Source organism: Anaeromyxobacter diazotrophicus (assembly GCF_013340205.1).
Lineage (GTDB): Bacteria > Myxococcota > Myxococcia > Myxococcales > Anaeromyxobacteraceae > Anaeromyxobacter_A > Anaeromyxobacter_A diazotrophicus.
Map to the genome: position 1 here is coordinate 585225 of NZ_BJTG01000002.1, position 25929 is coordinate 611153.

At 74.1% G+C, this 25929-nt stretch carries 24 protein-coding genes, 1 tRNA gene and 1 pseudogene; 13 read left to right on the forward strand and 13 right to left on the reverse strand.

Annotated features, from left to right (window positions below; translation table 11 throughout):
* Nucleotides 1-28 precede the first annotated feature (28 nt).
* The 8 genes from HWY08_RS05700 (at nucleotide 29) to HWY08_RS05735 (ending at nucleotide 8194) form a co-directional block, all read left to right on the forward strand.
* Entirely contained in the window at nucleotides 29-1375 is a 1347-nt protein-coding gene (locus HWY08_RS05700; protein ID WP_176063807.1) for a DUF1015 domain-containing protein, read from the forward strand.
* A gap of 99 nt (nucleotides 1376-1474) precedes the next feature.
* Nucleotides 1475-2500 carry a porphobilinogen synthase gene (hemB, locus tag HWY08_RS05705; protein ID WP_176063809.1) on the forward strand — a complete coding sequence of 342 codons (1026 nt, stop codon included), beginning with the start codon at nucleotides 1475-1477 and terminating at the stop codon, nucleotides 2498-2500.
* The gene (locus HWY08_RS05710; protein WP_176063811.1) at nucleotides 2497-2709 is read left to right on the forward strand and encodes a DUF4177 domain-containing protein; all 213 of its coding nucleotides are present in this window, start codon (nucleotides 2497-2499) and stop codon (nucleotides 2707-2709) included. The genes hemB and HWY08_RS05710 overlap by 4 nt, the downstream gene beginning before the upstream one ends.
* 6 nt (nucleotides 2710-2715) lie before the next feature.
* A complete protein-coding gene (locus HWY08_RS05715) occupies nucleotides 2716-3276 on the forward strand; it encodes an RDD family protein (RefSeq protein WP_176063813.1) in 561 nt (186 codons plus the stop codon).
* Between the two features lie 31 nt (nucleotides 3277-3307).
* A complete protein-coding gene (locus HWY08_RS05720; RefSeq protein WP_176063816.1) occupies nucleotides 3308-5425 on the forward strand; it encodes a D-alanine--D-alanine ligase family protein in 2118 nt (705 codons plus the stop codon).
* A gap of 41 nt (nucleotides 5426-5466) precedes the next feature.
* Nucleotides 5467-6636, forward strand: coding sequence for a DmpA family aminopeptidase (locus tag HWY08_RS05725; RefSeq protein WP_176063818.1), 1170 nt, complete (start codon nucleotides 5467-5469; stop codon nucleotides 6634-6636).
* Between the two features lie 118 nt (nucleotides 6637-6754).
* On the forward strand, nucleotides 6755-6868 hold the full coding sequence (locus tag HWY08_RS05730; protein WP_176063820.1) for an aminopeptidase: 114 nt from the start codon (nucleotides 6755-6757) through the stop codon (nucleotides 6866-6868).
* 30 nt (nucleotides 6869-6898) lie between these two features.
* Entirely contained in the window at nucleotides 6899-8194 is a 1296-nt protein-coding gene (locus HWY08_RS05735) for an RsmB/NOP family class I SAM-dependent RNA methyltransferase (protein WP_176063822.1), read from the forward strand.
* Nucleotides 8195-8213: 19 nt separating this feature from the next.
* Here the strand turns inward: HWY08_RS05735 and HWY08_RS05740 are convergent, their stop codons facing one another.
* Nucleotides 8214-9104 (reverse strand): hypothetical protein, encoded by an 891-nt coding sequence (locus tag HWY08_RS05740; RefSeq protein ID WP_176063824.1) that lies wholly within the window; start codon nucleotides 9102-9104, stop codon nucleotides 8214-8216.
* A gap of 168 nt (nucleotides 9105-9272) precedes the next feature.
* Here HWY08_RS05740 and HWY08_RS05745 point away from each other — a divergent pair.
* Nucleotides 9273-9348, forward strand: a tRNA-Ala gene (locus tag HWY08_RS05745).
* Nucleotides 9349-9628: 280 nt separating this feature from the next.
* A complete protein-coding gene (locus HWY08_RS05750; RefSeq protein WP_176063826.1) occupies nucleotides 9629-11710 on the forward strand; it encodes a HAMP domain-containing methyl-accepting chemotaxis protein in 2082 nt (693 codons plus the stop codon).
* On the opposite strand, the gene HWY08_RS05755 is transcribed toward HWY08_RS05750, so the two are convergent.
* Nucleotides 11671-11994: a hypothetical protein gene (locus HWY08_RS05755; protein ID WP_176063828.1), complete on the reverse strand. Its 324-nt coding sequence runs from the start codon at nucleotides 11992-11994 to the stop codon at nucleotides 11671-11673. The two genes, HWY08_RS05750 and HWY08_RS05755, sit on opposite strands and share 40 nt — an antisense overlap.
* A 113-nt stretch (nucleotides 11995-12107) precedes the next feature.
* Between HWY08_RS05755 and HWY08_RS05760 the strand changes: the two genes are divergently transcribed.
* Nucleotides 12108-13373 carry an ATP-grasp domain-containing protein gene (locus tag HWY08_RS05760; RefSeq protein ID WP_176063830.1) on the forward strand — a complete coding sequence of 422 codons (1266 nt, stop codon included), beginning with the start codon at nucleotides 12108-12110 and terminating at the stop codon, nucleotides 13371-13373.
* A gap of 71 nt (nucleotides 13374-13444) precedes the next feature.
* Here the strand turns inward: HWY08_RS05760 and HWY08_RS05765 are convergent, their stop codons facing one another.
* From HWY08_RS05765 to HWY08_RS05780, 4 genes are all read right to left on the reverse strand, one after another.
* Complete coding sequence (locus HWY08_RS05765; RefSeq protein WP_176063955.1) at nucleotides 13445-14824, reverse strand: CUAEP/CCAEP-tail radical SAM (seleno)protein; 1380 nt, start codon at nucleotides 14822-14824, stop codon at nucleotides 13445-13447.
* 23 nt (nucleotides 14825-14847) lie between these two features.
* A complete protein-coding gene (locus HWY08_RS05770; protein ID WP_176063832.1) occupies nucleotides 14848-15126 on the reverse strand; it encodes an oxidative damage protection protein in 279 nt (92 codons plus the stop codon).
* 194 nt (nucleotides 15127-15320) lie between these two features.
* Nucleotides 15321-15527: a helix-turn-helix domain-containing protein gene (locus tag HWY08_RS05775; protein WP_176063833.1), complete on the reverse strand. Its 207-nt coding sequence runs from the start codon at nucleotides 15525-15527 to the stop codon at nucleotides 15321-15323.
* Nucleotides 15528-15718: 191 nt separating this feature from the next.
* Nucleotides 15719-16933, reverse strand: a complete 1215-nt coding sequence (locus tag HWY08_RS05780; RefSeq protein WP_235969471.1) for a molybdopterin molybdotransferase MoeA — start codon at nucleotides 16931-16933, stop codon at nucleotides 15719-15721.
* Between the two features lie 208 nt (nucleotides 16934-17141).
* On the opposite strand from HWY08_RS05780, the pseudogene rnr reads away from it, so the two are divergent.
* Nucleotides 17142-19247: pseudogene (gene rnr, locus HWY08_RS05785) on the forward strand (ribonuclease R); the annotation flags it as partial.
* A gap of 100 nt (nucleotides 19248-19347) precedes the next feature.
* Here the strand turns inward: rnr and HWY08_RS21795 are convergent.
* A complete protein-coding gene (locus HWY08_RS21795; RefSeq protein ID WP_235969472.1) occupies nucleotides 19348-19680 on the reverse strand; it encodes a hypothetical protein in 333 nt (110 codons plus the stop codon).
* A gap of 97 nt (nucleotides 19681-19777) precedes the next feature.
* On the opposite strand from HWY08_RS21795, the gene HWY08_RS05790 reads away from it, so the two are divergent.
* On the forward strand, nucleotides 19778-20530 hold the full coding sequence (locus HWY08_RS05790) for a sulfite exporter TauE/SafE family protein (protein WP_176063840.1): 753 nt from the start codon (nucleotides 19778-19780) through the stop codon (nucleotides 20528-20530).
* Nucleotides 20531-20670: 140 nt separating this feature from the next.
* Here HWY08_RS05790 and HWY08_RS05795 read toward each other — a convergent pair whose 3' ends face one another.
* The 6 genes from HWY08_RS05795 to HWY08_RS05820 all read right to left on the reverse strand — a co-directional run bounded on the left by HWY08_RS05795 (nucleotide 20671) and on the right by HWY08_RS05820 (nucleotide 25928).
* Nucleotides 20671-21111 carry a CBS domain-containing protein gene (locus tag HWY08_RS05795; protein WP_176063842.1) on the reverse strand — a complete coding sequence of 147 codons (441 nt, stop codon included), beginning with the start codon at nucleotides 21109-21111 and terminating at the stop codon, nucleotides 20671-20673.
* Nucleotides 21112-21113: 2 nt separating this feature from the next.
* Nucleotides 21114-21818, reverse strand: coding sequence for an ABC transporter ATP-binding protein (locus tag HWY08_RS05800; protein ID WP_176063956.1), 705 nt, complete (start codon nucleotides 21816-21818; stop codon nucleotides 21114-21116).
* Between the two features lie 2 nt (nucleotides 21819-21820).
* A complete protein-coding gene (locus HWY08_RS05805; RefSeq protein ID WP_235969474.1) occupies nucleotides 21821-22549 on the reverse strand; it encodes an ABC transporter ATP-binding protein in 729 nt (242 codons plus the stop codon).
* Nucleotides 22546-23616 (reverse strand): branched-chain amino acid ABC transporter permease, encoded by a 1071-nt coding sequence (locus tag HWY08_RS05810; RefSeq protein ID WP_176063844.1) that lies wholly within the window; start codon nucleotides 23614-23616, stop codon nucleotides 22546-22548. Before HWY08_RS05810 ends, HWY08_RS05805 begins: the two co-directional genes overlap by 4 nt.
* Nucleotides 23616-24482: a branched-chain amino acid ABC transporter permease gene (locus HWY08_RS05815; protein ID WP_176063847.1), complete on the reverse strand. Its 867-nt coding sequence runs from the start codon at nucleotides 24480-24482 to the stop codon at nucleotides 23616-23618. The genes HWY08_RS05810 and HWY08_RS05815 overlap by 1 nt, the downstream gene beginning before the upstream one ends.
* Nucleotides 24483-24572: 90 nt before the next feature.
* Nucleotides 24573-25928 (reverse strand): hypothetical protein, encoded by a 1356-nt coding sequence (locus HWY08_RS05820; protein ID WP_176063849.1) that lies wholly within the window; start codon nucleotides 25926-25928, stop codon nucleotides 24573-24575.
* Between the last annotated feature and the right edge of the window lies 1 nt (nucleotide 25929).

Genomic DNA, 25929 nt, shown 5'->3' on the forward strand with positions numbered 1-25929 from the left:
AGGGTCGTGCTGTACGGTTCGCGCGCTCATGCCCGAGGTGCTCCCGTTTCGCGGCATCCGGTACGCAGCCACCCGGCCGGCGACGCTCTCCAAGCTCATCTCGCCCCCGTACGACGCCGTCTCCCCGGCCTACCGCGACGAGCTGGCGGCGCGCAGCCCGCACAACATCATCCACGTGGTCCTGGAGAAGGATCGCCCCGGCGACGACGCGGTCGAGAACCGTTACGTCCGCTCCGGCCGCGCCTTCGAGGCCTGGCTGGCGGACGGGACGCTGCGCCAGGACGCCGAGCCCGGCTTCTACCTGCTCGAGCAGGGCTTCACCGGCCCGGACGGGCGCCGGCGCGTCCGGCGCGGCCTGGTGGTCGCCTGCCGGCTGCACCGGTACGACGAGGGCGTGGTCCTCCCGCACGAGAAGACGCTCAGCGGGCCCAAGGCCGACCGGCTCGAGATCCTGAAGCGCGTGAAGGCGAACCTCTCGCCCATCTTCGCGCTGTACGAGGACGAGCGCGGCGAGGGGCAGCGCGCGCTCGACGCCGCCATCGCCTCCGCCGGCGAGGCGGCCGCCGAGGCCGACTCGGACGACGGCACGCACCACCGCATCTGGCGGGTGGTCGACCCTGCGGCGGTGGCGCAGCTGCAGGCGGCGCTGGCCGCGCGGAAGGTGTTCATCGCCGACGGCCACCACCGGTACGAGTCGGCCCTCGTCTACCGCGACCTGGTGGACGCCGAGCAGCCTGGCCTGCCCGACCGCGCCGGGCACCGCTACATCATGATGACGCTCTGCTCGATGTCCGACCCGGGCCTCGTCATCTACCCCACCCACCGGCTGCTCACCGGGCTGAAGGACTTCCGGCTCGGCCGGTTCCTCGAGGAGCTGGGGCGGTTCTTCACCGTGGACACCCTGCTCGAGGACGTGCGCCGCCCGGCGGGGCGCGCCTGGGCGGTGTCGAAGCTGGCCGAGCACGCCGGGAAGGCCACCACCTTCCTCATGGTGAGCGCCGAGGACGGGCGCGGCCGCATCCTCACCCTGCGCGACGACGCCGACATGGCGGGGGTGCCGCTCCCGGACAACGTCACCCTGCGCGACCTCGACGTGACCGCGCTCCACAGCGTCCTCTTCCAGCACCTGCTCGGGCTGTCGCCGCGCTCGCAGGAGCTGGGGGAGAACGTGCGCTACGAGATGGACGCGGGCGAGGTGGTGACCCGCACGCTCGCCGGGGAGTTCCAGCTCGGCTTCCTGGTGAACCCGACGCCCATGTGGCAGGTCCAGGCGGTGGCCGAGTCGGGCGAGACCATGCCGCAGAAGAGCACCTTCTTCTACCCGAAGCTGGCGAGCGGGCTGGTGCTGCGGAAGATCCACGAGGAGCTGAGGTAACCCTCCGTGCGGCTTCCGGAAAGGGGCCATCCGTCCGCCCGCCGCCCTGGCTCCCTTCGGCTCCTTCCCCGATCGGTCCCTTTGCGGTAAACCCTCGCCATGCCTTTCCCCCAGGAACGTCCCCGCCGCCTCCGCCGCACCGAGGCGCTGCGCGCCCTCGTCCGCGAGACCGAGCTGGCGCCGAGCGACCTGGTTTGGCCGCTCTTCGCCGCCCCCGGCCAGCGCGTCCGCAACCCGGTCAAGACCATGCCGGGCGTCTTCCAGCTCTCCGTGGACGAGCTCGTGGCCGAGGCGCAGGCCGGCTACGAGGCCGGCGTCCGCAGCGTCATCCTGTTCGGCATCCCGACGCGCAAGGACGCCACCGGCACGAGCGCCTGGGACGACGGCGAGCCGGTGCCGCGCGCGGTGCGCGCGCTCAAGAAGGACGTGCCGGGCCTGGTCGTCATGACCGACGTCTGCATGTGCGAGTACACCGACCACGGCCACTGCGGCGTCCTCAAGCCGGCCCGGGTCGGCGCGCCGGGGACGGACCTGGTCGTCGACAACGACCTCACCCTCCCGCTCCTCGCCAAGGAGGCGGTCGCGCACGCGAAGGCGGGCGCCGACGTCGTCGCCCCCTCGGACATGATGGACGGGCGCGTCGGCGCCATCCGCAAGGCGCTCGACGAGAGCGGCTACCAGGACGTGCCGATCATGTCCTACGCCGCCAAGTTCGCGGGCGCGTTCTACGGCCCGTTCCGCGACGCGGCCGAGAGCGCGCCGCGCGAGGGCGCCGGCATCCCCAAGGACCGCAAGGGCTACCAGATGGACCCCGCCAACGTCCGCGAGGCGCTGCGCGAGGTGGCGCTCGACGTGGCCGAGGGCGCCGACCTGCTCATGGTGAAGCCGGCCGTCCCCTACCTCGACATCGTGCGGGCGGTGAAGGAGCGCTTCGAGCTGCCGCTCGCCGCGTACCACGTGTCCGGCGAGTACGCGATGATCAAGGCCGCCGCCGAGCGCGGCTGGATCGACGAGGACCGGGTGGCGGTCGAGACCATGCTCTGTTGCCGCCGTGCCGGGGCCGACCTCGTCCTGACCTACTACGCGAAGCACGTCGCGGGCCTGCTCTCCGGGGTCCGGCGTTGACCGCCGCGCGCCTGCGCTACAAGGTGGTCGAGGTGGCGCCGGTGGCCGAGGAGACGCTGGAGAAGGCGCTCGAGGAGCGCGCCGCGGAGGGGTGGGGGATCGAGTCGGTGCACTTCGTCACGCGCGAGGGCTCGCACCGGCCGGCCATGGCCTACCTCTTCTTCACGCGCGTGCGCGAGGACGGGGGGCCGGGGCAGCCGCCCGGCTAGCTCGCGATGCGCGACGCCCGGCGCGAGGGATCGCCGTACCCCAAGGCCGACCTCCGGCTGCGCGGCCTGGCGCGTGTGGTCGACCTGGCGCTGGCCTTCGCCTTGGCGAACGCCGCCCGCGAGGCCGGCCCGCCGCTCGCCGCCCTCTACCTCCTCTTCGCCGACGGCCTGCTGCAGGGCCAGTCGCTCGGCAAGCGGCTCTTCGGCGTCCGCGCCATGGTGCTGCCGGCGCGCGGCGGCACCCGCGGCCGCCCGGCCGGCTACCGCGAGTCCGTGCTGCGCAACGCGCCCTTCGCGCTGGTGGGCCTGTTCTACGGGCTGTCGCTGGTCGGCTGGGTGCTGCTCTTCGTCGTCGGCGTCCCCATCGTCGCCTTCGAGGCGTACCTCGCCTGGCGCGATCCGTTCGGGCACCGCATCGGCGACATCTTCGCCGACACGCAGGTGGTGGACGGCAAGGTCCTCTCCAAGGCGGAGCTCGTCCCGCCCGACGTCCCGCTCCGCACCGCCGCCGCTCCGCCGCCGGGCCCCGCCGCCGGCGCGGTGCGGCGGGGCCGCTCCGCGGCCTGAACCCCCGACCCCTCGCCGGCCCTCCTCCGCCATGCGCATCGCCCTCACGCACAACCTCCGCCTGACCGACTCCGAGGAGGAGGCCGAGTTCGACACCCGCGAGACGGTCGACGCGCTCGCCTCCGCCCTGGAGCGGCTCGGCCACCGGGTGGAGCGGATCGAGGTCTCCGGCCCCGCCTCCCGCACCGTGGCGCGGCTCGAGGCGTTCGGCCCCGACCTCATCTTCAACACCGCCGAGGGGCGGCGCGGCCGCTTCCGCGAGGCGTTCTTCCCGGCGCTCTTCGACGAGCTGGGGATGCCGTACACCGGCTCCGACGCCTACGCGCTCGCGCTCACCCTCGACAAGCAGCTCACCAAGCTCGTCCTGGCCCAGCACGGGGTCACCACGCCGCGCTGGCAGTACGTGGAGCGCGCGGAGCAGCTCCAGGTGAACGCGCTCCGCTACCCGGTGATGGTGAAGCCCAACTTCGAGGGCAGCTCGAAGGGCATCACCCAGGACTCGGTGGTGGAGGACCCGCTGCGCCTGCACGAGGCGGTGGCGGCGGCGCTGGCGAGGTACCCGGCCGGCCTGCTGGTGGAGGAGTTCATCACCGGCCGCGACGTCACCGTGCCCTTCCTGGAGAAGGCGGCGCCGGACCGCGGCGGGGTGCTGCAGCCGGTCGAGTACGTGGTGGACGCGGCCCTGGCGGGCGAGCGGCGCCACGCCATCTACGACTACGAGCTCAAGACGAAGCTCGACAAGGCGGTTTCGGTGCGGGCGCCGGCCAAGCTCTCGCGGGCGCAGAAGGACCGCATCCAGGAGCAGGCGGCGTCGGTCTTCCGCGTGCTCGGCGTCCGCGACCTCGGCCGCATCGACTTCCGCGTCGGCGACGACGGGCAGGTGTACTTCCTCGAGATCAACGCGCTCCCCTCGCTCGAGCCGGGGGCCGGCATCTACGTGGCGGCCGCGCTCGAGGGGCTGCACGCCGACGGGGTGCTGGGCGCGGTCATCGAGAGCGCGGTGGTGCGCCACGCCATCGCCGAGGAGCCGCGCTCGCGCCGCGGCCGCCCGCGCCGCGCCGAGCGCCTCAAGGTGGGCTTCGCCTTCAACGTGAAGCGCGTCACGCCCGACCCCTCCGGCGACGCCGACGACGAGGCGGAGTACGACTCGCCGAAGACGCTGCAGGCCATCCGCGAGGCCATCGCGAGCTACGGGCACGAGGTGGTGGACCTGGAGGCGACGAGCGATCTCCCCATCCAGCTCGCCTCCACGCCGGTGGACGTGGTCTTCAACATCGCCGAGGGGTTCAAGGGCCGCAACCGCGAGTCGCAGGTACCGGCGCTGCTCGAGCTGCTCGACATCCCGTACACCGGCTCGGACCCGGCCGCGCTCTCGGTCTCGCTCGACAAGGCGCTCGCGAAGCGCATGGTGCGCACCCACGGCATCCTCACGCCGAGCTACCTCGTCATGCACACCGGGAAGGAGCGCCTGCCGAAGGAGCTGGGCTTCCCGCTGCTCGTGAAGCCGGTGGCCGAGGGCACCTCCAAGGGCGTCACCAAGAAGTCGGTGGTGCGCGACGAGCTCGAGCTGCGCGAGGTGGCGCGCGACCTCATCGGCAAGTACCGCCAGCCGGCGCTGGTCGAGGAGTACATCGGCGGGCGCGAGTTCACGGTGGGCATGCTGGGCGAGCGGCGGCCGCGGGTGCTGCCGCCCATGGAGATCGTCTTCCTCGACCGCGAGGACCCCACCCCCATCTACTCGTTCGAGATGAAGCAGGACTGGAACGAGAAGATCCGCTACGAGGTCCCGGCCAAGCTGGAGGGACGCGAGCTGGAGCGGCTCGAGAAGGCGGCCCGCGAGTGCTTCGCCGCCCTCGGCTGCCGCGACGTGGCGCGCATCGACTTCCGGATGGATCCGGAGGGGCGCATCTACTTCATCGAGTCGAACCCGCTGCCGGGCCTCGCGCCGGGCTGGTCCGACCTCGTGCTCATCGCCGAGGCGGCCGGCATCGACTACCGGGCGCTCATCGGCGAGATCCTCAGCTTCGCCATCCGGCGCTACCAGGAGCGCGAGCGCGAGCGGGAGCGCGCCCGGCGGGCCCAGATCGCCGCGGGGCGCGAGGTGGCGGCCGGGAACGGGGTCCCCGGCCCGGAGAAGGCCGAGGCCTGACAGAGCGGCGGGAGGGGGCCTCCGGCCCTACATACACACGCATGGTCGATCCCTCCCTGCCCGAGCCCCGCTGCCGCGCGCGCGACCTGGGCATCCCGCTCGGGCGGTTCAAGCCCGGGCGGTGGAACGCCATCACCGACGTCGCCGGCGTGAAGGTGGGACACTCCACCATCATCCGCGGGGCGGGGCCGCTCGTCGTGGGCAAGGGCCCGGTGCGCACCGGCGTCACCGCCATCCTGCCGAACCCCGCCAACGTCTTCGAGCAGCGGGTGGTGGGCGGCGGGTTCATCCTGAACGGCGCCGGCGAGGTGTCGGGGATGACCCAGCTCATGGAGTGGGGGCTCATCGAGACGCCCATCCTCCTCACCAACACGCTCAGCGTGGGGGCGGTCACCGACGCGGCGGTGCAGTGGATGGTGGAGAAGTTCCCCGGCATCGGCGGCGTGCACGACGTCATCATCCCGCTCGTGGGCGAGTGCGACGACTCGTGGCTCAACGACGTCGCCGGCCGGCACGTGAAGCACGAGCACGTCTACGAGGCCATCTCCACCGCCAGCGACGGCCCGGTGGCGGAGGGGAACGTCGGCGGCGGCACCGGCATGATCACCTGCGACTTCAAGGCGGGGATCGGCACCTCGAGCCGCAAGCTGCCCGAGAGCCTGGGCGGCTACACGGTGGGCGTGCTCGTCATGTCGAACTTCGGCCTCATGCGGCAGCTCCGGGTGGGCGGGCTGCCGGTGGGGGAGATCCTCGAGGAGCGGTACCGGACCGTGCCCCGGCGCGAGCGGAGCTACGGCTCCATCATCGCGGTCCTCGCCACCGACGCGCCGCTCGGCACCCACCAGCTGAACCGGCTGGCGAAGCGGGCGGCGCTGGGCATCGGCCGGGTCGGCTCGTCGGCCATGCACGGCTCGGGCGAGATCGTGCTCGCCTTCTCCACCGCCAACATGGTGCCGCGCGAGACGCGGAAGATGGTCTACCGGATGAAGCTCCTGCTCGACCAGCGGCTCGACCCGCTCTACGAGGCGGTGATCGAGGCGACCGAGGAGGCCATCCTCAACGCGCTCTGCCAGGCGCGCGACCTCGACGGCGTGAACGGCCACGTCTCGCGGGCGCTGCCCGTGGGCGAGGTGCGCGACCTCGTGCAGACCTGGTACCGGCAGGTGGACCCCCGGCGGCGGCCGCCCCCCGGCCCGCGGCGCGTCGAGTGAGGCTTCTGCCCCGGCGCCGCGTGGAGTAGAGTGCCGCCCCCGGACGACCGGGGGGTCGTCCCCGGATGGCGCACCCGAACCCGCAGGGCGGGGCTCCCCGCCGCGCACAGGAGAAGAGATGGCCCGTTCCAAGAGCAAGCACGTCCGCCTCATCATGAAGCGCCGCCAGGCCTGGAAGGCCCGCGTGAAGCGCCAGAAGGCCGCGAAGAAGGCCGCTCCCGCCAAGAAGTAGGGCGGGCTCGTCCCGCCGCGGGCTCGCCGGGTGGCGCCCCAGGCTCGCGAGCTCCGCTCCCGCCGCGCGGTCGCGGCGGCGCTCGCCGCCATCGAAGACCTCGGGGAAGGGCGGCCGCTCCGGCTCGCCCTGTCGCACGCGCTCGCCCGCGCCGGCAAGCTCGGTCCGCGCGAGCGCCGCCACGCCGCGGTGGCCGCGCGCGGCGTCGCGCGCTGGCTGCGGAGCTGCGACGTCGCCCTCGCGGCGGCGCGCGCCCCCCAGAGCCTCCCCGCCGACCGCGCGCTCCTGCGCTACCTCGCCTGGCGGCTCGCCGTCCTGGGCGAGGACGAGGCTGCGGCGCTGCGCGACCTCGCGCTGCCCGGGCCGCGCCGGCCGCGCGCGATCTCCGACCCGAAGCTGGCCGAGGTGGCGCGGGCGCTGCCGCGGCCGGGGCCGCGCGGCCCGGCCACGGTGCGGCCGGGCGGCGGCGAGCTGGCGCCGGCACGCGATCCGGCCGTGGCGCTGGCGCTCCGGTACAGCGTCCCCGACCTCCTCGCCGCGAAGCTCCTCGGGCAGCTCGGACCGGACGAGGCGGCGGCCTGCCTCGCCGCCATGAACGAGGAGCCGCGGCTGGCGCTGCGGGTGCACGCCGCGCGCGCCACCCGCGACGAGGTGCTGGCGGCGCTCGCGGCCGCCGGGGTCGCGGCCTCGCCCGGGGAGGAGCCGCTCGCCATCCAGGTCGAGGACCGCGCCGGCCTGTTCGACGCGCCGCCGTTCCGCGCCGGGTTGGTGGAGGTGCAGGACGAGGGGAGCCAGGCGGTGGTGGTGGCCTGCCGCGCCGCCCGCGGCGAGCGCTGGCTCGACCTGTGCGCCGGCAGCGGCGGGAAGGCCCTGGCGCTGGCGGCGCTCGGCGCGCGCGTCACCGCCCACGACGCGAGCGCGCGGCGCCTGGCCGAGCTGCCGCGGCGGGCGCGCCGCGCCCGGCTCGAGGTCGAGGTCGCGCCCGAGCCGCCCGCCGGCACCTTCGACGGCGTGCTGGTGGACGCCCCGTGCAGCGGCTCCGGGGCGCTGCAGCGCGAGCCGGACGCGCGCTGGCGCATCGACGAGGCGGCGCTCCGCTGGCTCGCCGCGGCCCAGGACGAGGTGCTCCGCGCCGGCGCCGCCCGCGTCCGCCCCGGCGGCGCGCTCGTCTACGCCACCTGCTCGCTCCTGCGCGAGGAGGGCGAGGACCGGGTGGCGGCGCTGCTCGCGCGCGGGGGCTTCGCGCTGGAGGAGGAGGGCCGCCGCTGGCCCCACCGCGACCCCGGCGGCGGCTTCTACTGGGCGCGGCTGCGGCGGGCGCGCTGACCCGCCGGGGAAGGCGCGCTCAGAACCGCACGCCCACCCCGACCTGCGGGCCGGCGAAGTCGAACGAGGCCACGTTGTTGTTCCCCCCGTGCGACCGGTGCACCGCGAGCTCCCGCCAGCCGGCGGTGACCGCCGCGGGGCCGACGTGGACGGCGAGCGCGGCCTGCCAGTCCACGATGGGCACCGGCACCGGCGTGACGCGCGCGTACCCCTCGACGCCCAGCGGTCCCACGAGGCCGAGCTGCCCCGAGAGGCCCACGTCCGGGCCGAGCGACGCTGCGCCCGCGTCGGGGCCGTAGAAGTCCGGCCAGGTGAGCACCGACAGCCCGACCTCGCCGCGGAGCCGCCCCACGTCCGCCGTCACGAGCGACACGGTGAGGTGCGCGGTGAGCAGGGCGAAGGTGCTCAGGGAGTCGAAGGTGCTCCCGCGGCCTCCCGGGTAGAGCCCGTCCACCCCGAGGTGGAACCCGAGCCGCTCGCCCTCCAGCCCCAGCGCCAGGCCGGCCGCCCCGCCGCCGTGGCGCAGCGTGCCCCCGCCGGTGAGGGTGAGGCGCGTCGTCACCCGGCTCACGTCCTCGGGGGCGTAGCCGTACTCCGGGCGCGGGTAGAGCGGGTAGTACCCGAACCCCCACCCCCAGCCCCACCAGCCCGGGGCCTCGCCGTAGAAGTACGGGTCCCAGTACCAGCGCGGGAATCCACCCGGCGGATACCTCGGCGCGGGCGCGGGGCGCGGCCGGTGGCGCGGCGCGAGCGGAGCGGGGCCGGGAGGGCGCGGCGGGGCCGGTGCGGCGCGGGGCGGCGCGTCGCTCGACCGCGGCGGCGCGGGCTCCGCCGGCTCCGCCGCCGCGCCGCGCGGGAGCGCGGCGGCGAGCGCCAGGATGACGGCGACTGCGAGCGGGCGCTTCGGCACGGCAGCGACCTCGCTCCGAACATAATGCCGCGCGCGCCGCGCGGCGCGGCGCGCCGGGAAGGCTCGCCGGCGCTGGAGGAAAGCCTCTTGACGCGGCGGGCGCCCCCGCGATAAGCACTGCCCTCCCTTCGGCCGGATCGGCGGAGGGAGACGCAGCGCGAAGACCTCGGGCCCGTGGCGCAGCTGGGAGCGCGCTTGAATGGCATTCAAGAGGTCACCGGTTCGATCCCGGTCGGGTCCACCACGCATCGAGTGACGAGGGCGGCTAGGGCAACCTAGCCGCCCTTTCCTCGTCCGGGCTCGCGGCGCCGATCACCCCTCGAGCGAGGCCCGGGTAGCGCTCGTCCCGCCGGCGGGTCGAGGTGCCGGCTGACCCCTGTGCCCAGCACCCCCTGGCGCGGCGCCGACTCCGGGGAGTCCTCGAAATGCGGCGGAATGTCGCGTCTTGCCCCGCCGCCCCCGCTGGCACGGGCGCCGCAACTCGCCCCGGGGCTGATCCGCCGCCCCCGCGAGAGGACGCACCCATGCTCGGTTCCATCAAGATCGCCCACAAGGTGGTGGCCGGGTTCACCGCGGGCTTCGCGGTGGTCGCGCTCACCGGGCTCATCGGCTACGTGGCGCTGACGAGGGTGCGCCGGAACATCGCCTCCATGGGCGACCTGCGGATCCCCGGTCTGGTGGCGATGGCGGACGTCCACGACGCGCACGACCGCGCCATGCGGGCGGCGAACGCGCTGCTCGTCCCGAACGCGCCCGCCGAGACGCGCCGCTTCTCGCAGGAGATGGCCGCCACCGCGCTGCGGACCATCGACGAGGCGATGGCGCGCTGGGACGCGCTCCCGCACCCGCCCGAGCTCCAGCGCATGCGCGACGCCTGGCAGGCGTCGTACGGGGAGTTCCGAGGGAGCGTCGAGCGCATCGTCGCGCTCTCCCTCGAGCGCGACCGCGCCACCTCCGCGCGGGACCTCCCGCGGGTCCAGCAGCTCGAGCTCCAGGCGGACGAGGCGTGGCAGCGGGCCCGGGTGGCGATCCGCTCGGTGCAGCCTCCCATCCGGCTCATCGAGGAGGCGACCGTGAAGCTCGCCCGCGAGGAGCAGGCCGCGGGGGAGACCGGCGCGCGCTCGGCCCTGCTGCTGCTCCTGGCGGCGATCGTGGCGAGCGGGCTCCTCACCGCGCTCTACGGGTGGTACGTGGCGGCCAGCGTCGAGCGGACGCTGCGCCGGGTCCGCGACGAGGCGCGCAAGGTGCGCGAGGCGGTGGGCGCCGGCGCGCTCGACGTCCGCGGCGACGCCGGGGCCGTCCCGGCCGAGTTCCGGCCGCTCGTGGATGGCCTCAACGAGGTGGCGGCGACCTTCACCGAGCGCTTCCGCGACGTCAGCGGCGCCCTGGAGCGCCTCTCGCACGGCGACCTGCCCGAGCTGGTCACGGCCGAGGCGCACGGAGAGTACCTGCGCACGCGCGACGCCATGAACCGCTGCATCGCCACCGTCCGCGGCCTCGTCGCCGACATGGACGCGCTCACGCGGGCCGCCCTGGAGGGGAAGCTCGACACCCGCGCCGACCCGGCGCGGCACGAGGGCGACTTCCGCCAGGTGGTGGCGGGCGTCAACGCCACGCTGGACGCGCTCCTCGCGCCCATCGCCGAGTCCTCGCGCGTGCTGGCGCGGCTCGCGCAGCGCGACCTCGGGGCGCGGGTCACCGGCGCCTACGCCGGCGAGCACGCGGCGGTGACGGAGGCCATCAACGCAACCGCCCGGGCGCTGGAGGAGGCGCTCGCGCAGGTGTCCCGCGCGGCGCAGGACCTCTCCTCGGCCACCGAGCAGATCGCCTCCTCCAGCCAGGCCGTGGCGAGCGGCGCCTCGGAGCAGGCGAGCGCGATCGAGGAGACGTCGTCGCAGCTCGAGTCCATGGCCGGCCTGATCCGCGTGGCCGGCGAGCACGCCGCGGCGGCAAGCGCGCTCGCGGGCTCGGCGCAGGCGCTCTCCGAGGGCGGGCAGCGCGCCACCGAGCGCATGGGGGGCGCGATGGAGAACATCCGCACCTCGGCCGAGGCCACCTCGCAGATCATCAAGGACATCGAGGAGATCGCCTTCCAGACCAACCTCCTCGCCCTGAACGCCGCGGTGGAGGCGGCGCGCGCGGGCGAGGCGGGCCGCGGCTTCGCGGTGGTGGCGGAGGAGGTGCGCTCGCTCGCGCTCCGCTCCAAGCAGGCGGCGAGCAAGACCGAGGCGCTCATCCGGGAGTCGGTGGCCCACGCGGCCGAGGGCGACCGGACGGCGCGCGAGGTGGCGGGGAGCCTGGCCCGCATCGCGGCCGAGGTGTCCAAGGTGACGGGGATCGTGACCGAGCTGGCCGAGTCCTCGCGGGACCACGGCCGGGCGGTGGAGCAGGTGACGGCGGCCGTCGAGCAGATGAACAAGGTCACCCAGCAGAACGCCGCCAGCTCGGAGGAGTCCTCCTCGGCCACGGCGGAGCTGTCGGCGCAGGCGCAGGAGCTCTCCGCGCTGGTCGGCTCCTTCCGCCTCGGAGAGCAGGCACCTTCGAGTGCGGCGCGCCGCCGCGCCGCTCAGCGAGACGCGGGCACCTCCGCGCGCGCCGGGGGGTAGGCGACCAGCGTGACGAGGAACCGCTTCCCGGAGCCCCCGGGGAGGGGGGGCCACGCCTCCAGGCGGGCGAGCGCGAAGGCGCCGTGGCCCCCCACGTAGAACAGCGAGCGGGGATCGGCGGTGGGCGAGCCGACGAGCACCTGGACGGTGAGCGCGTCGCCGCGCGTCGAGAGCAGCGCACCGGCGAAGGTCGGCTCCGCGACCCGGGCCGCGGCGAGCTGCATCACGTCCGAGAGCTCGCAGCAGGGATCGTACTCCCAGGCCTCGACGATCGACCCGACCATGGCGCCGGAAGGTAGGGGCATGTGCGCAAGCGCTGCAATCGCCCTTCATGTGTTGGGGCGCCGGGCACCCGACCCGCGCAGCCCGGGCGCCCGCGTCTTGGTAGAAGAGCGCCATGGATCCCGCGCTGCTCCTCCTCGTGCCGACGCGCAGCTACCGCACGGAAGACTTCCTCGCGGCGGCGCGCAAGCTGGGCGTGCCGGTCGTGGTGGGGAGCGACCTCTGCCACAGCGTCGAGGAGCGGTTCGGCGCCAGGCCGGACGAGGTGTCGCTGGACTTCCGCCGCCCCGGGCGCGCGGCCGAGCGGGTCGCGGCGCTCGCGGTCGAGCGCCCGATCGCGGGCGTGGTCCCCACCGACGAGGGGACCGCCATCCTGGCCGCGCTCGCGGCCGAGCGGCTCGGCCTGCGCCACAACCCGCCGGAGGCGACGCGCCGCGCCGGCAACAAGCACCTCCAGCGCGAGACGCTCCGCGCGGCCGGGCTGCCGGTGCCGCCCTTCGCGCTGCACCCGCTCGCCGGGGGCCCCGAGCGCGCCGCCGCGGCCGTGGCGTACCCCTGCGTGCTGAAGCCGCTCGTCCTCTCCGCCAGCCGCGGGGTCATCCGGGCGGACGACCCGGCGGCCTTCGTCGCGGCCTGGCGGCGCATCGAGAAGATCCTCCACGGCGCCCGCGCCGAGCGCCGGCCGCAAGACGCTGAGGCGGCGCGCTTCCTGCTCGTCGAGGGGTTCGTGCCCGGCGCCGAGGTGGCGCTGGAGGGCCTGCTTCGGGGGGGGCGGCTGGAGGTGCTGGCGCTCTTCGACAAGCCCGACCCGCTCGACGGCCCGTTCTTCGAGGAGACGCTCTACGTCACCCCTTCGCGCCACCCGGCGCCGCTCCAGGCGGAGGTGGCGCGCCTCGTCGAGGCGAGCGCGCGCGCGCTCGGGCTCTCCGAGGGGCCGCTCCACGCCGAGCTGCGCCTGTCCCCCGCCGGGCCGGTGGTGCTGGAGGTGGCCGCGCGCAGCATCGGCGGGCTGTGCGCGCGGACGCTGCGCTTCGGCGCGGGGGTGTCGCTCGAGGAGGTGCTGGTGGCGCACGCGATGGGGCTGCCGCTGCCGGCGCTCGACCGCGAGCGCCGCGCCGCGGGCGTCATGATGCTCCCCATCCCACACCGCGGCGTGCTGCGCGGCGTGGGGGGCATCGAGGAGGCGCGCGCGGTCCCGGGCGTGGAGGACGTGGTCATCACCATCCCCGAGGGGCGGGAGGTGGAGCCGCTGCCGGAGGGCGACGCCTACCTCGGCTTCGCCTTCGCGCGCGGGGAGCGCCCGGAGGAGGTGGAGGCGGCCCTCCGGGCGGCGCACGCGCGCCTGCGGATCGACATCCGGGAGGCGCTGCCGCTGGTCTAGCGCGGCCTCCTCGGCGGGGCCTCACCCCTGCGTCACCCTTGGCGAGCCACCTGCTCGCCGGTCGGCTCCGCTCAGCAGAACCAGGACTCGGTGAGCCGCGGCGCGCGGCGGCCGGTGTCGGCGGCCACGGCCGCGGGGACGTGGCGGTGCGGCAGCCCGGCGGCGGCCAGGGCGAGCTGGCGGACCACCTCGAAGGTCGCCTCGGGCGCCTCGCCCCGCCGGGCGGCCTCCTCCACCGCGCGCGCCACCTTCTCCTGCAGCGCGTCCATCCGCGGGTCCGGGTGCCGCCACACGACCCCGAGGGCGTCGTCGTCGTAGGGCGCGCCGGCCAGCGCCGGGTCCTCGAGCAGCAGCGACCCCGGGGGCAGGAGCAGCCGGATCGAGAGCTGCACCGGGTCGAGCGCGGCGACCCACCCCTCGCGCGCGAAGGTGTCGAGGAGGTCGAGGTAGTCGTCGAGCGTCGACCAGGGCGTGAACGGGAGCAGCGAGGGCCGGAGCGCGATCCCCGCCTCCCGGCAGACCTCGAACGCGCGCGCGACGTCCGCGCGCCGGTGCCCCTTGTCGAGCCGCGCGAGCACCACCTCCGACAGCGACTCCACCGCCGAGACGGCGAAGAGCGCCCCGGCGCGGCGCAGCGCCGGAAGGAGCGCGGCGTGCCGGACGAGGTGCTCCACCTTGGCGGTGAAGTCGAAGGTGATCTCCGGGCATCGGGCGTGGACCGCCTCCGCCACCCGCAACGCGTGGGTCGGGCCGTTCAGGAAGTCGGGGTCGCCGAAGGTGACGTGGCGGACGCCCGCCGCCGCCTGCCGGGCCACGTCCTCCACCACCACCTCGACCGGCACCGCGAAGAACCGGCCGCGGTACACGGCGGGCAGCGGGCAGTGCCGGCAGGCGTGCTTGCAGCCGCGGCTCGCCTCGGCGTGGCCGGCCAGCCGCTCGCCGCCCGCGCCGTCGTCGAGCCGCGCGTAGCGCTCGGCCGGCGGTAGCCCCTGCCGGCTCGGGACGGGGTAGTCGAGCCGGCGCAGCGCCGCGGCCGCGGGCCCGGGGCGGCGAAAGGGGGCGAGCTCCGCGCCGCGCTCGACCGCCTCGCACAGCGCGACCAGGTCCTCCTCGCACTCGCCGCCCAGCACGGCCGCCGCGCCGCGCTCGAGCAGGCGCGCGCCGTGGAGCAGCGCGTAGGTCCCGTGGAAGGCGAGCAGGGCCTCGGGCGCGAGCGCGCGCACGCGCTCCGCCGCGCGCAGCGCGAGGCGCAGCGCCGTGTGCATGGGGACCGAGAAGAGGACCAGGCGCGCGGCGCTCACCCGCGCCGGGTCGAGCGGCTCGACGCCGAGGTCGAGCGCCGCCGGGTGGAAGCCGGCGCGCTCCAGGAACGCCTTCGGCTGGGCCAGGCCGGCGGGCTGGTGCCCGAGCTCATAGGTCGAGACGAGCAGGACCGCGCCGGGCGCGCGCAGCCCGCCGCCGGCGGCGGGCAACGCTACCCCTTCGACGGCGGCGGCTGGTAGTCGGGCGGGAGCTGGGCGCCCTCGCCGAAGAAGAACTGCTCCGCCTGCTGGAACAGGATCTCGTTGGTGCGCGGGTCGGCCGGGGAGAGGCGGTACTCGTTCATGATCATCTTGAAGTGCTCGAGCCACATCTTCCACGCGTCCTGGGAGATGTTCTCGTAGATGCGCTGGCCGAGCTCGTTGTTGAAGGGCTTGAACGCCAGCCCCGGCAGCTCCTTGCTCAGCTTCTTGCACATCACCATGCGCGCCATGAGGACTCTCCTGGAGACGCCGCGCTCGAGCGCGCCGTGGGGGCGAAAGATAAGCGAACGCCGCCGCTGGCGCACGCACCTTTCCCGCGCCGAGGGGCGCCGGGACGCTCGTCGAAGTGAGGGGGGAAACCGCCCCGGCGTGGCCCCCGCGGCCGCCGCCGAGTCGAACCCGCCGAAGGCGGGCTTGCGAAGCGTTACGAGAGCAGCGAGGTCGCGGAGACGCTGAGCGCCTTCGCGAGCGACTCGAGCGTGTCGAGCGGCGGCGTGCGCTGCCCGCGCTCCAGCATCGAGATGTACGAGACGGACAGCCCGGCCTTCGAGGCGAGCGCCTCCTGCGAGAGCTTCTTGCGCAGCCGCTCGTTCTTCAGGTTGACGGCAAACTTGTCGGCGAGTCCAGCCATGTTGTGCTTGCTCCTGGCGAGTGATCCCACTGCTGGTGACCTCCGGTTGGCGTCTGGCGGCTTCGTCCGCGAGCGCGGTCCGCCTTCGCAGCGCGCGTACTTAACACCCAGAGCGAGGGCGATCCAGTCTCCGATTCGATGGACGGGCGGTCCGGGCGGACTGCGACAAAAGGTACGTTTTCACCGAAAGCTCAAGGCTCTCGGGGCGGTGCGAGCAGGATCGCCTCCACGGCCGCTCCGCGGCGGAGCCGGGTGGCGGCGCTGGGGAGCACCGCCAGCGCCTCGAACCCCGTCACCGAGGTGAGGTGACCGCTCGCCTGGGAGCGGAGCGGCTCGACCCAGAGCTGCCCCGCACGCACCGTCGCACGTGCGCGCAGGAAGTGGGTGAGCCCGGCCGGCTTCGAGGCGGGCTCGGCCAGGCGGGCCGGGAGCCGCACGCGGCCGGTGCCGGGCAGCCCGGCCAGCCGCCGCAGCGCCGGACGCACGAAGAGCTCGAAGGTGACGAGCGCGCTGGCCGGGTTGCCGGGCAGGCCGAAGACGGCGGTCCGGCCCCAGCGCCCGAAGGCGACCGGCTTGCCCGGCTTCATGGCCACCTTCCAGAAGTCGAGGCGCGCGCCGGCGGCCTCGACCGCCTCCTTCACCAGGTCCTTCTCCCCCACCGAGACCCCGCCGGTCGAGACCAGCGCGTCGAGCCCCCTGGCCGCCGCCAGGGCGCGGCGCAGGGACCCGCGCTCGTCGCGGGCGAAGGGCAGCAGCAGCGGGACGGCGCCCGCCTCGCGGCAGGCGGCGGCCAGCGCGTGGCTGTTCGAGTCGAGGATCTGTCCCGCGGCCGGGGGACGGTCGACCGGGACGAGCTCGTCGCCGGTGGCGAGCAGCCCCACCCGCGGGCGGCGGTAAACCGCGAGCTCGGTCCGCCCCAGCGCCGCGGCCAGCCCGGTGGCGCCCGCGTCCACGGCGGCGCCGGCCTCGAGCGCCACCGCGCCCAGGGCCAGGTCGGAGCCCGCCGGGCGGACGAAGCGGCCCGGCTCGGCGGCGCGCCGGAAGCGCGCGAAGGCGCCCTGGCGCGCCACCTCCTCCTGCATCTCGACCGCGTCGGCGCCCGCCGGCACCGGCGCGCCGGTGAAGATGCGGCAGCACGCGCCCTCGGGCAGCGGCGGCGGCACCGAGCCGGCGTACACCTCGAACGCCACCCGCAGCCGGGCCCCCGGGGCGCGCGCGTCGGCGGCGCGCAGCGCGTAGCCGTCCATCTGCGAGCTGTCGAAGGGGGGCAGGGCGCGGGGAGCCAGGACCGGCTCCGCCAGCGCGCGGCCCAGCGCCTCGGCCAGGCTCACCCGCTCGGGCGGGAGCGGCGCCACGTCTTCCAGGGCTGCGAGGATGCGCGCGCGCGCCGCGTCCGGTTCGAGCACGGAGGGTTCATCGCCCCCGCGTCCGCGGGTGTCAAGGGCCCCCGCGCCGCGGCCCGCCCTCCGCGGGCGATTCGCTCGACCGGCGGTGACGCGCGTGCCATGTTCCGGGCCAATGAACGCCTCGAACAGCCGGCGCGACCGGCGCACCGCCCTCATCCTCGCCCAGCTCCGCGAGGCTGGCGGCAAGCCCCTCGGCCTCGGCGAGATCATGCAGCGCGCCCAGCTCCACCCCGGCGAGCGCACCGAGGTGAAGCGCGCCCTGCGCGAGCTCACCCGCGAGGGCGAGGTGGAGAAGGACGGGAAGCGGTTCAGCGTGCCGGGCGCCGCGGCGCTGCCGGCCCCCGAGAAGCCGGCAGGGCGCGCCGCCGGCCGGACCGACCGCGGGCCGAGCCTCCGCGGAGGCGGGGAGGGGAGCCGCGCCCGCGGCATCGTGGGCACGCTCACCCGGCACCGCGACGGGTACGGGTTCGTCGCCCGCATGGACCGCCAGGGCGAGGACGTGTTCGTCCCGCCCGGCGAGGCGCGCAAGGCGCTCGACGGCGACCTGGTCCGCATCGAGATCGTCCCGGCCCCACGCGGCCGCACCATGGGGCGCATCGTGGAGGTGGTGGAGCGCCGGCGGCGCTGGGTGCTCGGCACGTTCCACGCCCGCGGCTCCTCCAGCTTCGTCGTGCCCTCCGACGACGATCTCGAGGGGTACGTGGCGGTGCCGGAGACGCGGCTGGCGCAGGACGGCGAGGTGGTGAAGGTGCGGCTCGAGCCCGGCGCCGACCCGCTGCGGGGCGAGGTGGTGGAGCGGGTGGGGCGGCCGGGCGACCCGCGCGTGGAGGTGCTCAAGGTCTCCTACGCGAAGGGCTTCTCCGACCTCTTCCCGGACGAGGTGCGCGCGGCGGCCGAGGAGGTCCCGGACCACGTGCGGCCCGAGGACCGCGCCGGGCGGCGCGACCTCACCGCGCTGCCGCTCGTCACCATCGACGGCGAGGACGCCCGCGACTTCGACGACGCGGTGTTCGTGGAGCGGGTGCAGGGGCGCGGCAAGGCGCGCTACCGGGCGGTGGTGGCCATCGCCGACGTCTCGCACTACGTGCGGGCGGGGAGCGCGCTCGACGCCGAGGCGCTCCGGCGCGGGACGAGCGTCTACTTCCCGGCCCAGGTGCTGCCCATGCTCCCGGAGCGGCTCTCCAACGGGATCTGCTCGCTCAACCCGGACGTCGAGCGGCTGTGCATGGTGGCGGACCTGCTCATCGACGACCGCGGCGAGCCAGTCTCGGCCGAGCTGTACGCCGGCGTCATGCGCAGCGCGGCGCGGTGCACCTACACCGAGGTGGCGCGGGTCCTCGACGGCGAGCAGCTGCCGCACCGGGAGCGCTTCCGCCCCGCCTTCGAGCTCATGGCCGAGCTGCAGGAGAAGCTCACCGGCATGCGCGCGCGCCGGGGGGCCATCGACTTCGACATCCCCGAGTCGCGCATCGTCCTCGGACAGGACGGCCGGGTGACCGGCATCGAGCGGCGGCCGCGCAACCGCGCCCACCGCATCGTCGAGGAGCTCATGCTGGCGGCCAACGAGGCGGTGGCGCGCCACTTCGCGCACCGCGACCTCCCCACCGTCTACCGGGTCCACGGCCTGCCAGACGAGGAGAAGCTGGACGCGTTCCGCAAGCTGGCGCGCACGCACGGGTTCGAGGTGCCGGAGGGCGCGCTCGGGCCGAAGGAGCTGAACCGGCTCCTGCACGGCTTCGAGGGCCACCCGCAGCAGCGCGCGCTGAACCAGCTCCTGCTGCGCGCGATGATGCAGGCCGTCTACACCGCGGACAACATCGGGCACTACGGGCTCGCCGCCGAGCACTACCTCCACTTCACCTCGCCCATCCGGCGCTACCCCGACCTCATCGTGCACCGGCTCCTGCGGGCCCAGTGGGGCGGCGGCGACGCCGCGCGGTCCGAGCGGCGGCAGGGCCGCCCCGAGCGCGGCGCGCCCAGGAGCGCCCGCGACGCCGCCCCGCGGCCGCCGTCGCCCGAACGCCTGGAGGAGATCGCGACCCTCTGTTCCGAGCGCGAGCGAGCCGCCATGCAGGCCGAGCGCGAGATCGCCGCCTTCTACGCCGCGCTCTTCATGCAGGACAAGGTGGGCGAGCGCTTCCCCGGGGTGGTGGCGAGCGTGGTCGAGTTCGGGATCTTCGTCGAGATCGAGCCCTGGTTCGTGGAGGGGCTCGTCAAGGCGGAGGACCTGGGCGAGGCGTTCGAGCTCGACCCCGAGCTCCACGCGCTGGTGCAGCGCAGGACCGGCCGCGCCTTCCGGGTGGGGGATCGGGTGGAGGTGGAGGTCGCCGCGGCCAGCCCGGCGCGGCGGCAGATCGACCTCCTGCTGGTGGAGAAGGGCGTCCGGCGCGAGCCGGGCGTCCGCGTCGAGCGGCCTAGGCGGCCGCGCCCGGCGGCGCCGCCGGCGGGAAGAGCGCCCGCCAGAACCGCCGCGAGTGGGCGACGGCCCGGGAAAGCCCCCCCTCCGCGCCGGCGCCGCTCCCGCCGGGGGCGGTGAAGCGGACCCCGGCGCCGCCGGCCGGGTCGAGGACGACCCCGAGCCGGCGCGCGCCGAGGGCGCGGAAGAACGGCTCCCAGCCGCAGCGCGCGAGCCCGTCGCCCGGGCCCGCGGAGAAGGCGGGCGCGCCGGCCGCGTCGAGCGCGGGCGAGAGGAGCTGGGACCCGGCGAAGTGCACGATCTCGCCGCGGTCGGTGGTGACGCGCTGCATGGTCTGGCCTCCGCTCGAGATGTAGGACGCACGCGCCGCGCACGCACGGCCCGCGGCAGCGGACGGAACGCCGCACCTGGGCTAACATCCGGGGCCCGTGCTCACCTTCGTCCTGCTCGCCCTGGCCGGCTTCGCGGCCGGCGTCATCAACGCCGTCGCCGGCGGCGGCTCGCTCATCTCCTTCCCCGCGCTGCTCCACACCGGGATGGGGGCGCGCATCGCCAACGCCACCAACACCGCCGCCGTGTGGCCGGGGAGCGCCGCCTCGGTCTGGCCCTACCGCCGCATCATCGCCGCCGAGGGGCACCGCGCGAAGGTGCTCGCCTGGCCCTCCCTGGTGGGCGGGCTGGCGGGCTCGTGGCTGCTGCTCCACACCTCCGAGGCGGCCTTCACGGCGGTGGTGCCGTGGCTCATCCTGCTCGCCTGCGCGCTCCTGGCGCTGCAGGGCCGGGTGGCCGCCTTCGTCGCCCGGCGGGCCGGCGAGACGCCGTCGCGCGTCCCGCTGGTCCTCGTCGGGCTCCAGCTCCTCATCTCGGTGTACGGGGGCTACTTCGGGGCCGGCATCGGCATCCTGATGCTGTCCGCCATGGCCATCTTCATCCCGGACGGCCTGCAGGCGGCGAACGGGCTCAAGGTCCTGTTCGCCACCCTCATCAACGGGATCTCGATGGTCTACTTCCTGGCGGTGGGCGCCGTCCGCCTGCCGGAGGCGTGCCTGATGGCGGCCACCTCCATCGCCGGGGGCCTCGTCGGCGCCCACATCGCGCAGCGCCTCCCGGGAGGCGTGCTGCGGCTGGTGGTCATCCTGTACGGCGTGGTGGTGGCGGGGAAGCTGCTCTTCTTCAAGTGAACGGGCGGCGTGGAAGAGAGGCCCCTCTCCCCCGGCCCCTCTCCCCGCTGCGCGGGGCGAGGTGAGCCTCACCCCCTCTCCCCCACCGGGGGAGAGGGCCAGGGAGAGCGGGCCGCACCCTGCGTCGGCTCGGGCGTCGGTTACTTCTGCGCCGCCGCGTCCTTCGCGAACGCGATGAGCGCCTCGAGCGCGTTGGTGGTGGTGAGGATCCCCACCAGGTCGCCGTGCTCGTTCACCACCGTGATGCCGTTGAGCTTGCGGTCGCGGATGAGCTGGGCCGCGTCGGCGAGCTCGGTCTCGGGCGTGACCGTGTGCGGCTTCGGGTTCATCGCCTCGGTCACCGGCGTCCGCGCCAGGAGGTAGTGCAGCTCCCAGGTGTCGAGGGAGGTGGACTTCCCGGGCGAGAAGGAGAGCAGCATCCGCTCGGTCACGATCCCCACCAGGCGCCCGTGCTTCATCACCGGGAGCCGCCGGACGTTCTTCTCCTTCAGCAGGTGGATCGCCTCCACCACCGTCGCCTCGGCGTCGATGGTGATGGGGTTCGGCGTCATCCAGTCCCGCACCTTCGTCTTGGTCATCATGATCAGAGCCCCAGGTAGGCCTTCTTGACGTGCTCGTTGCCCAGCAGCTCCTGGCCGGTGCCGGTCAGGACGACGCGCCCGGTCTCGAGCACGTAGGCCCGGTGCGCGATGCGGAGCGACTGGAAGACGTTCTGCTCGACCAGCAGGATGCTCGTCCCCTGCCGGTTGATCTCCGCGATGATGTCGAAGATGTTCTTCACGAACAGCGGAGAGAGCCCCAGCGACGGCTCGTCGAGGAGCAGGAGCTTCGGGTTCGCCATGAGGCCGCGGGCGATGGCGAGCATCTGCTGCTCGCCGCCGGACATCGTCCCGCCGAGCTGCCGCTGCCGCTCCGCCAGGCGGGGGAAGAGGCTGAACGCCCGCTCGATGTTCCGGGCGCGATCGGGCCGCGTCGCGCGCGCGTAGGAGCCCATGCGCAGGTTCTCGAGGACCGTCATCTCGGGGAAGATGTGGCGCCCCTCGGGCACCTGCACGATCCCGAGCTCGACCACGTCGTGAGACTCGAGCCGGGTGAGCTCCTGCCCCTGGAACAGGAGCTGGCCGGCGGCGGGCCGGACCAGCCGGGACACGTTGCGGAGCGTGGTGGACTTGCCGGCGCCGTTCGCGCCGACCACCGTCACGATCTCGCCCTGGCGCACCTCGAGGTCCACGTCCCAGAGGACGCGCAGGTCGCCGTAGGCGAAGGACAGCTTGCGGATCTCGAGCAGGCTCACTCGGCGGCCTCCCCCAGGTAGGCGGCCACGACCGCCGGGTTCGCCACGATCTCCCGCGGCAGGCCCTCGGCCAGCTTCTCGCCGGAGTTGAGGACCACGATCCGGTCGCTGATCCGCATGATGGCCTTCATGTCGTGCTCGATCACCATCTGCGTCACCCCGCGCCGCTTGGTGTCGAGGATGAGCTGGATGATCTCCTCGCTCTCGGCGGGGTTGAGCCCGCCCATGACCTCGTCCAGCAGGAGCAGCCGGGGCTGGGTCGCGAGCACGCGCGCCACCTCCAGCCGCTTGCGCTCGCCGATGGGCAGCCCGCCGGCGAGCGCGTCCGCCTTGTGGTCGAGCCGCACGTGCCGGAGCTGCTGCAGCGCCACCTCGGCCGCCTCCGCCAGGCGGTTCGTGCGGGCCAGCGCCCCGACCATCACGTTGTCGAGGACCGTCATCTTGGCGAGCGGCCGCACCTTCTGCCAGGTGCGGGCCATGCCCAGCTTGCAGACCTTGTCCGGGGTGAGGCCGTTCACGCGGTGGCCGGCGAAGAGCACCTCCCCGCGCGACGGAGGGTAGAAGCCGGTCATGCAGTTGAAGAGCGTGGTCTTGCCGGCGCCGTTGGGCCCGATGAGGCCCATGATCATCCCCTCCTCCATGGCGAAGGAGACGTCGGAGTTGGCGGCCAGCCCGCCGAAGAAGCGGGAGACGTGCCGGATGTCGAGGATCGGGGTGGGGCTCACGAGGCGCTCCCCTCGGCCTGGGCGGCCGCCGCGGCGCGCCGGCGTCGCGCGACGAGCCCCCGCGCGAACCCGAGCACGCCGTCGGGCATGAACAGGATCACCACCACCATCAGGATGCCGTAGATGAGCGCGTGGGCGTGCGCCAGGTTGTCCTTGAGGAAGAGCCCGGTGGGCGAGGTCTCGTCGGCCAGGTGCAGCTTGAAGATGGCGTCGGAGAGCAGGTTCGCCCGCAGCGCCTCGGAGAGCGGCACCAGCACCAGCGCCCCCACCACCGGCCCGCCGATGGTGCCGATGCCGCCGATGATGCTGATGAGCACGAACTGCACCGAGACCTCGGTGGAGAGCACCGTCCCGGGGTCGATGAAGCCCACGTACAGCGCGTAGAACGCGCCCGCCCAGGCGGTGAAGAAGGCCGAGATGGCGAGCGCCACGTTCTTGTAGAAGGTGAGCGCGATGCCGAGCGAGTGGGCCGCGTCCTGGTCCTCGCGGATGGCCTGGAAGCAGTACCCGAGCTTCGAGTGCTGGACGGCCCAGTTGGCGGCGATGGTGAGCACCGCCAGCGCGAGGCCCGCGTAGTAGAAGGGCACCTTGGTCGCGAAGTCGGTGACCACGTGCCCCGCCACCTGGAGCGGCGGCAGGTCGCTGGTGAGGATGCCCTCGGCGCCGTTGGTCATGTCCTTCCAGTTGAGCGCCACCAGCCGGAAGATCTCGGCCACCGCGATCGAGGCCAGCACGAAGTAGGGCCCGCGCAGGCGGAAGGTGATGGAGCCCACCACCAGCGCCGCCCCCACCGCCAGCGCCACCGCCGGCCAGACGCCCCACCACGGCGCGACGTGCTCGAACTGCATGAGCATCAAGGTGCCGTAGGCGCCGAGGCCGAACCAGGCGGCGTGGCCCACCGAGTACTGCCCGGTGTAGCCGCCGAGGACGTTCCAGCTCTCGCCCTGGATGACCGCCAGGAAGAGCAGGATCATGACGTGCAGCGCGTACGGGCTCGTGACCGCCGCGGGGAGGGCGAGGAGGGCCGCCAGCGCGGCGAGCGAGAGGAGTGCGGGGAGGGCGCGCATCACATCCTCGACTTCCCGAGCAGGCCGGACGGCTTCACCAGCAGCACGAAGAGGAAGAGCAGGTAGACGAAGATCTCCTTGATGCCCGAGGAGAAGTAGGAGGCGGCGAGCGACTCGACCGTGCCGATGACGAGCCCGCCCACCGTGGCGCCGATGATGCTGCCCATGCCGCCCAGCACCACCACCACGAACGCCTTGAGGGTGAAGGCGCTGCCCACCTGCGGGAAGATGTAGTAGGTCGGCGAGACGAGCGCGCCGGCGGTCCCGGCCAGCGCGGTGCCGAGCCCGAAGGCGAGCAGCCCGATGCGGCCGACGTTCACGCCCATGAGCTGGGCCGCCTCGCGGTCCTGGGCGGTGGCGCGGATGGCCTGCCCGATGTCCGTCTTGATGAGGAAGGCGTACAGCGCCGCGGTGACGGCGGCGGTGATGAGGAAGGAGAAGAAGAGCGGCTGCGAGACGGAGATCCCGCCCAGCATGACCGAGCCCGACGAGTAGCTGGTGGAGAGGATCTTGTAGTCGGAGGTGAAGACCAGCATCACCGCGTTGGAGAGGATGAGCCCGACGCCGATCGTGAGCAGGATCTGGTTCTGCGGCAGCGCCCCCAGCACGCGCTGGATCACCGCCCGCTGCAGGAGCACGCCGAAGAGGAACATGAGCGGCGCGACCAGCAGCACCGAGACGAAGGGGTCCACGCCGAGCAGGGTGAAGGCGTAGTAGGTGAGGTACATCCCCACCATGAGCAGCTCGCCGTGCGCGAAGTTGATGACGCGCATCACGCCGAAGATGAGCGTGAGGCCGATGCCGATGAGCGCGTAGACGCCGCCCACCAGCACGCCGCTCACGACCGATTGCAGGAAGACGGCCATCAGGTCCCTCCCCGTGGAACGTTAACCCAAAAGAAAGGGCGCCCGCAGCACGAAGCTGCGAGCGCCCCCTGGAGCGTCCTACGGCGCGGCTTAGAAGTCGAGCTTCGAGGCGAGCACGTACTGGTTCGCCGTGGCCGGGCCCTGGTTGTTGTTGTAGCCCGAGGTCGTGCGGGTGAACTCGAACCCGAACTTCCAGGGGTTGGTCATGTTGAACAGCAGGCCGGTGTGGAACTGCGCGTTGCGGAAGCGCGTGCCGACGGCCGCCGCGGCGCCGTGGTACCGGACCTGCGCCATGCCGTAACCGACCGGGATCTGGACGGAGTCGAGCGGCTTCAGGATGGCCTGCGCCCAGTAGCCCTGCGACTGGATGTTGACCGCGCTGCTGGCGTGAGCGGCCGCCCCGGCGCCGGTCGAGTTCACGATGACCGCCGACGAGAGGAGGCTGGTGTACGAGTCCTCCATGCCGTCGCTGACGTAGCCCTCACCCTGCAGCGTGATGAAGGGGAAGTTGAACACCGCGTCCACCGCGCCGAGCTTGGTGGTGGTGTCGACGGTGGTGTTCGGGGTGTTGACGTTGTCGTAGCGCCGCCAGCCGACCGCGCCGGCCACGCCGACCTCGGCCACCTTCTTCTTGCCGTCGCGCATGTTGACGGCCAGGCGGCCCTCGAAGTTCGGCATGCGGGAGCGGTTCCCCGCGCCGTAGTCGGCGGTGGTGACGCCGACGACGGGAGTGCCCGTGCCGGTGATGGCCGCCGTGTCCTGCGGGCCGAGCATGGCCGCGGACACGTTCAGGCCGACGCCGCCGGACACCATGTCGTAGATGGCCTTGATCTGCTGGTCGCGGTTGTTGAGGTTACCGGCCTGCGTGAACATCTGATCGTACCCGAACGCGATGCTGGTCGGCGCGAGCGGGGCCACGATCTTCCAGTCCTGGCCGATGACGAAGGAGAACTTGTTGCTGGCGTCGCCCCAGCTCGCGGTCATGTACGCGAGCCGCAGGCGGAACATGCTGTTGTACCAGTTGGCGCTGGTGGTGGTGTTGTTGGCGAAGCCGCCCTTGAAGTCGCCCTCGATCACGCCGGAGAGCTGGGCGCCGGTGAACGGGTCGTCCGGCAGCGCCACCTTGAAGCCGAACCGCGAGCCGCGGGCGCTCATCAGGAACGCGCCGCCGTCGTGGTTCTGGAGCACCTGCCCGGGGTAATCCTTGGCCGAGAACGGGCCGTCATTCCAGAAGGACTGGAGGAGGATGAACCCGTACGGCGTGATGGTGACCTTGGCCGGCGCCGGCTTCGCGGCCGGGACGGCGGACGGTGCGGGCTGCGCCTCCGAGGGCGCGGCCGGAACGGGTGCGGGGACGGAGGGCTGCGGCTCCGCGGTCTGCGCGGAACCGATCGCCGGCGCCACCATCATCGCGGCGGCGAGAAACGCTGCATAAGCACTTCTCATT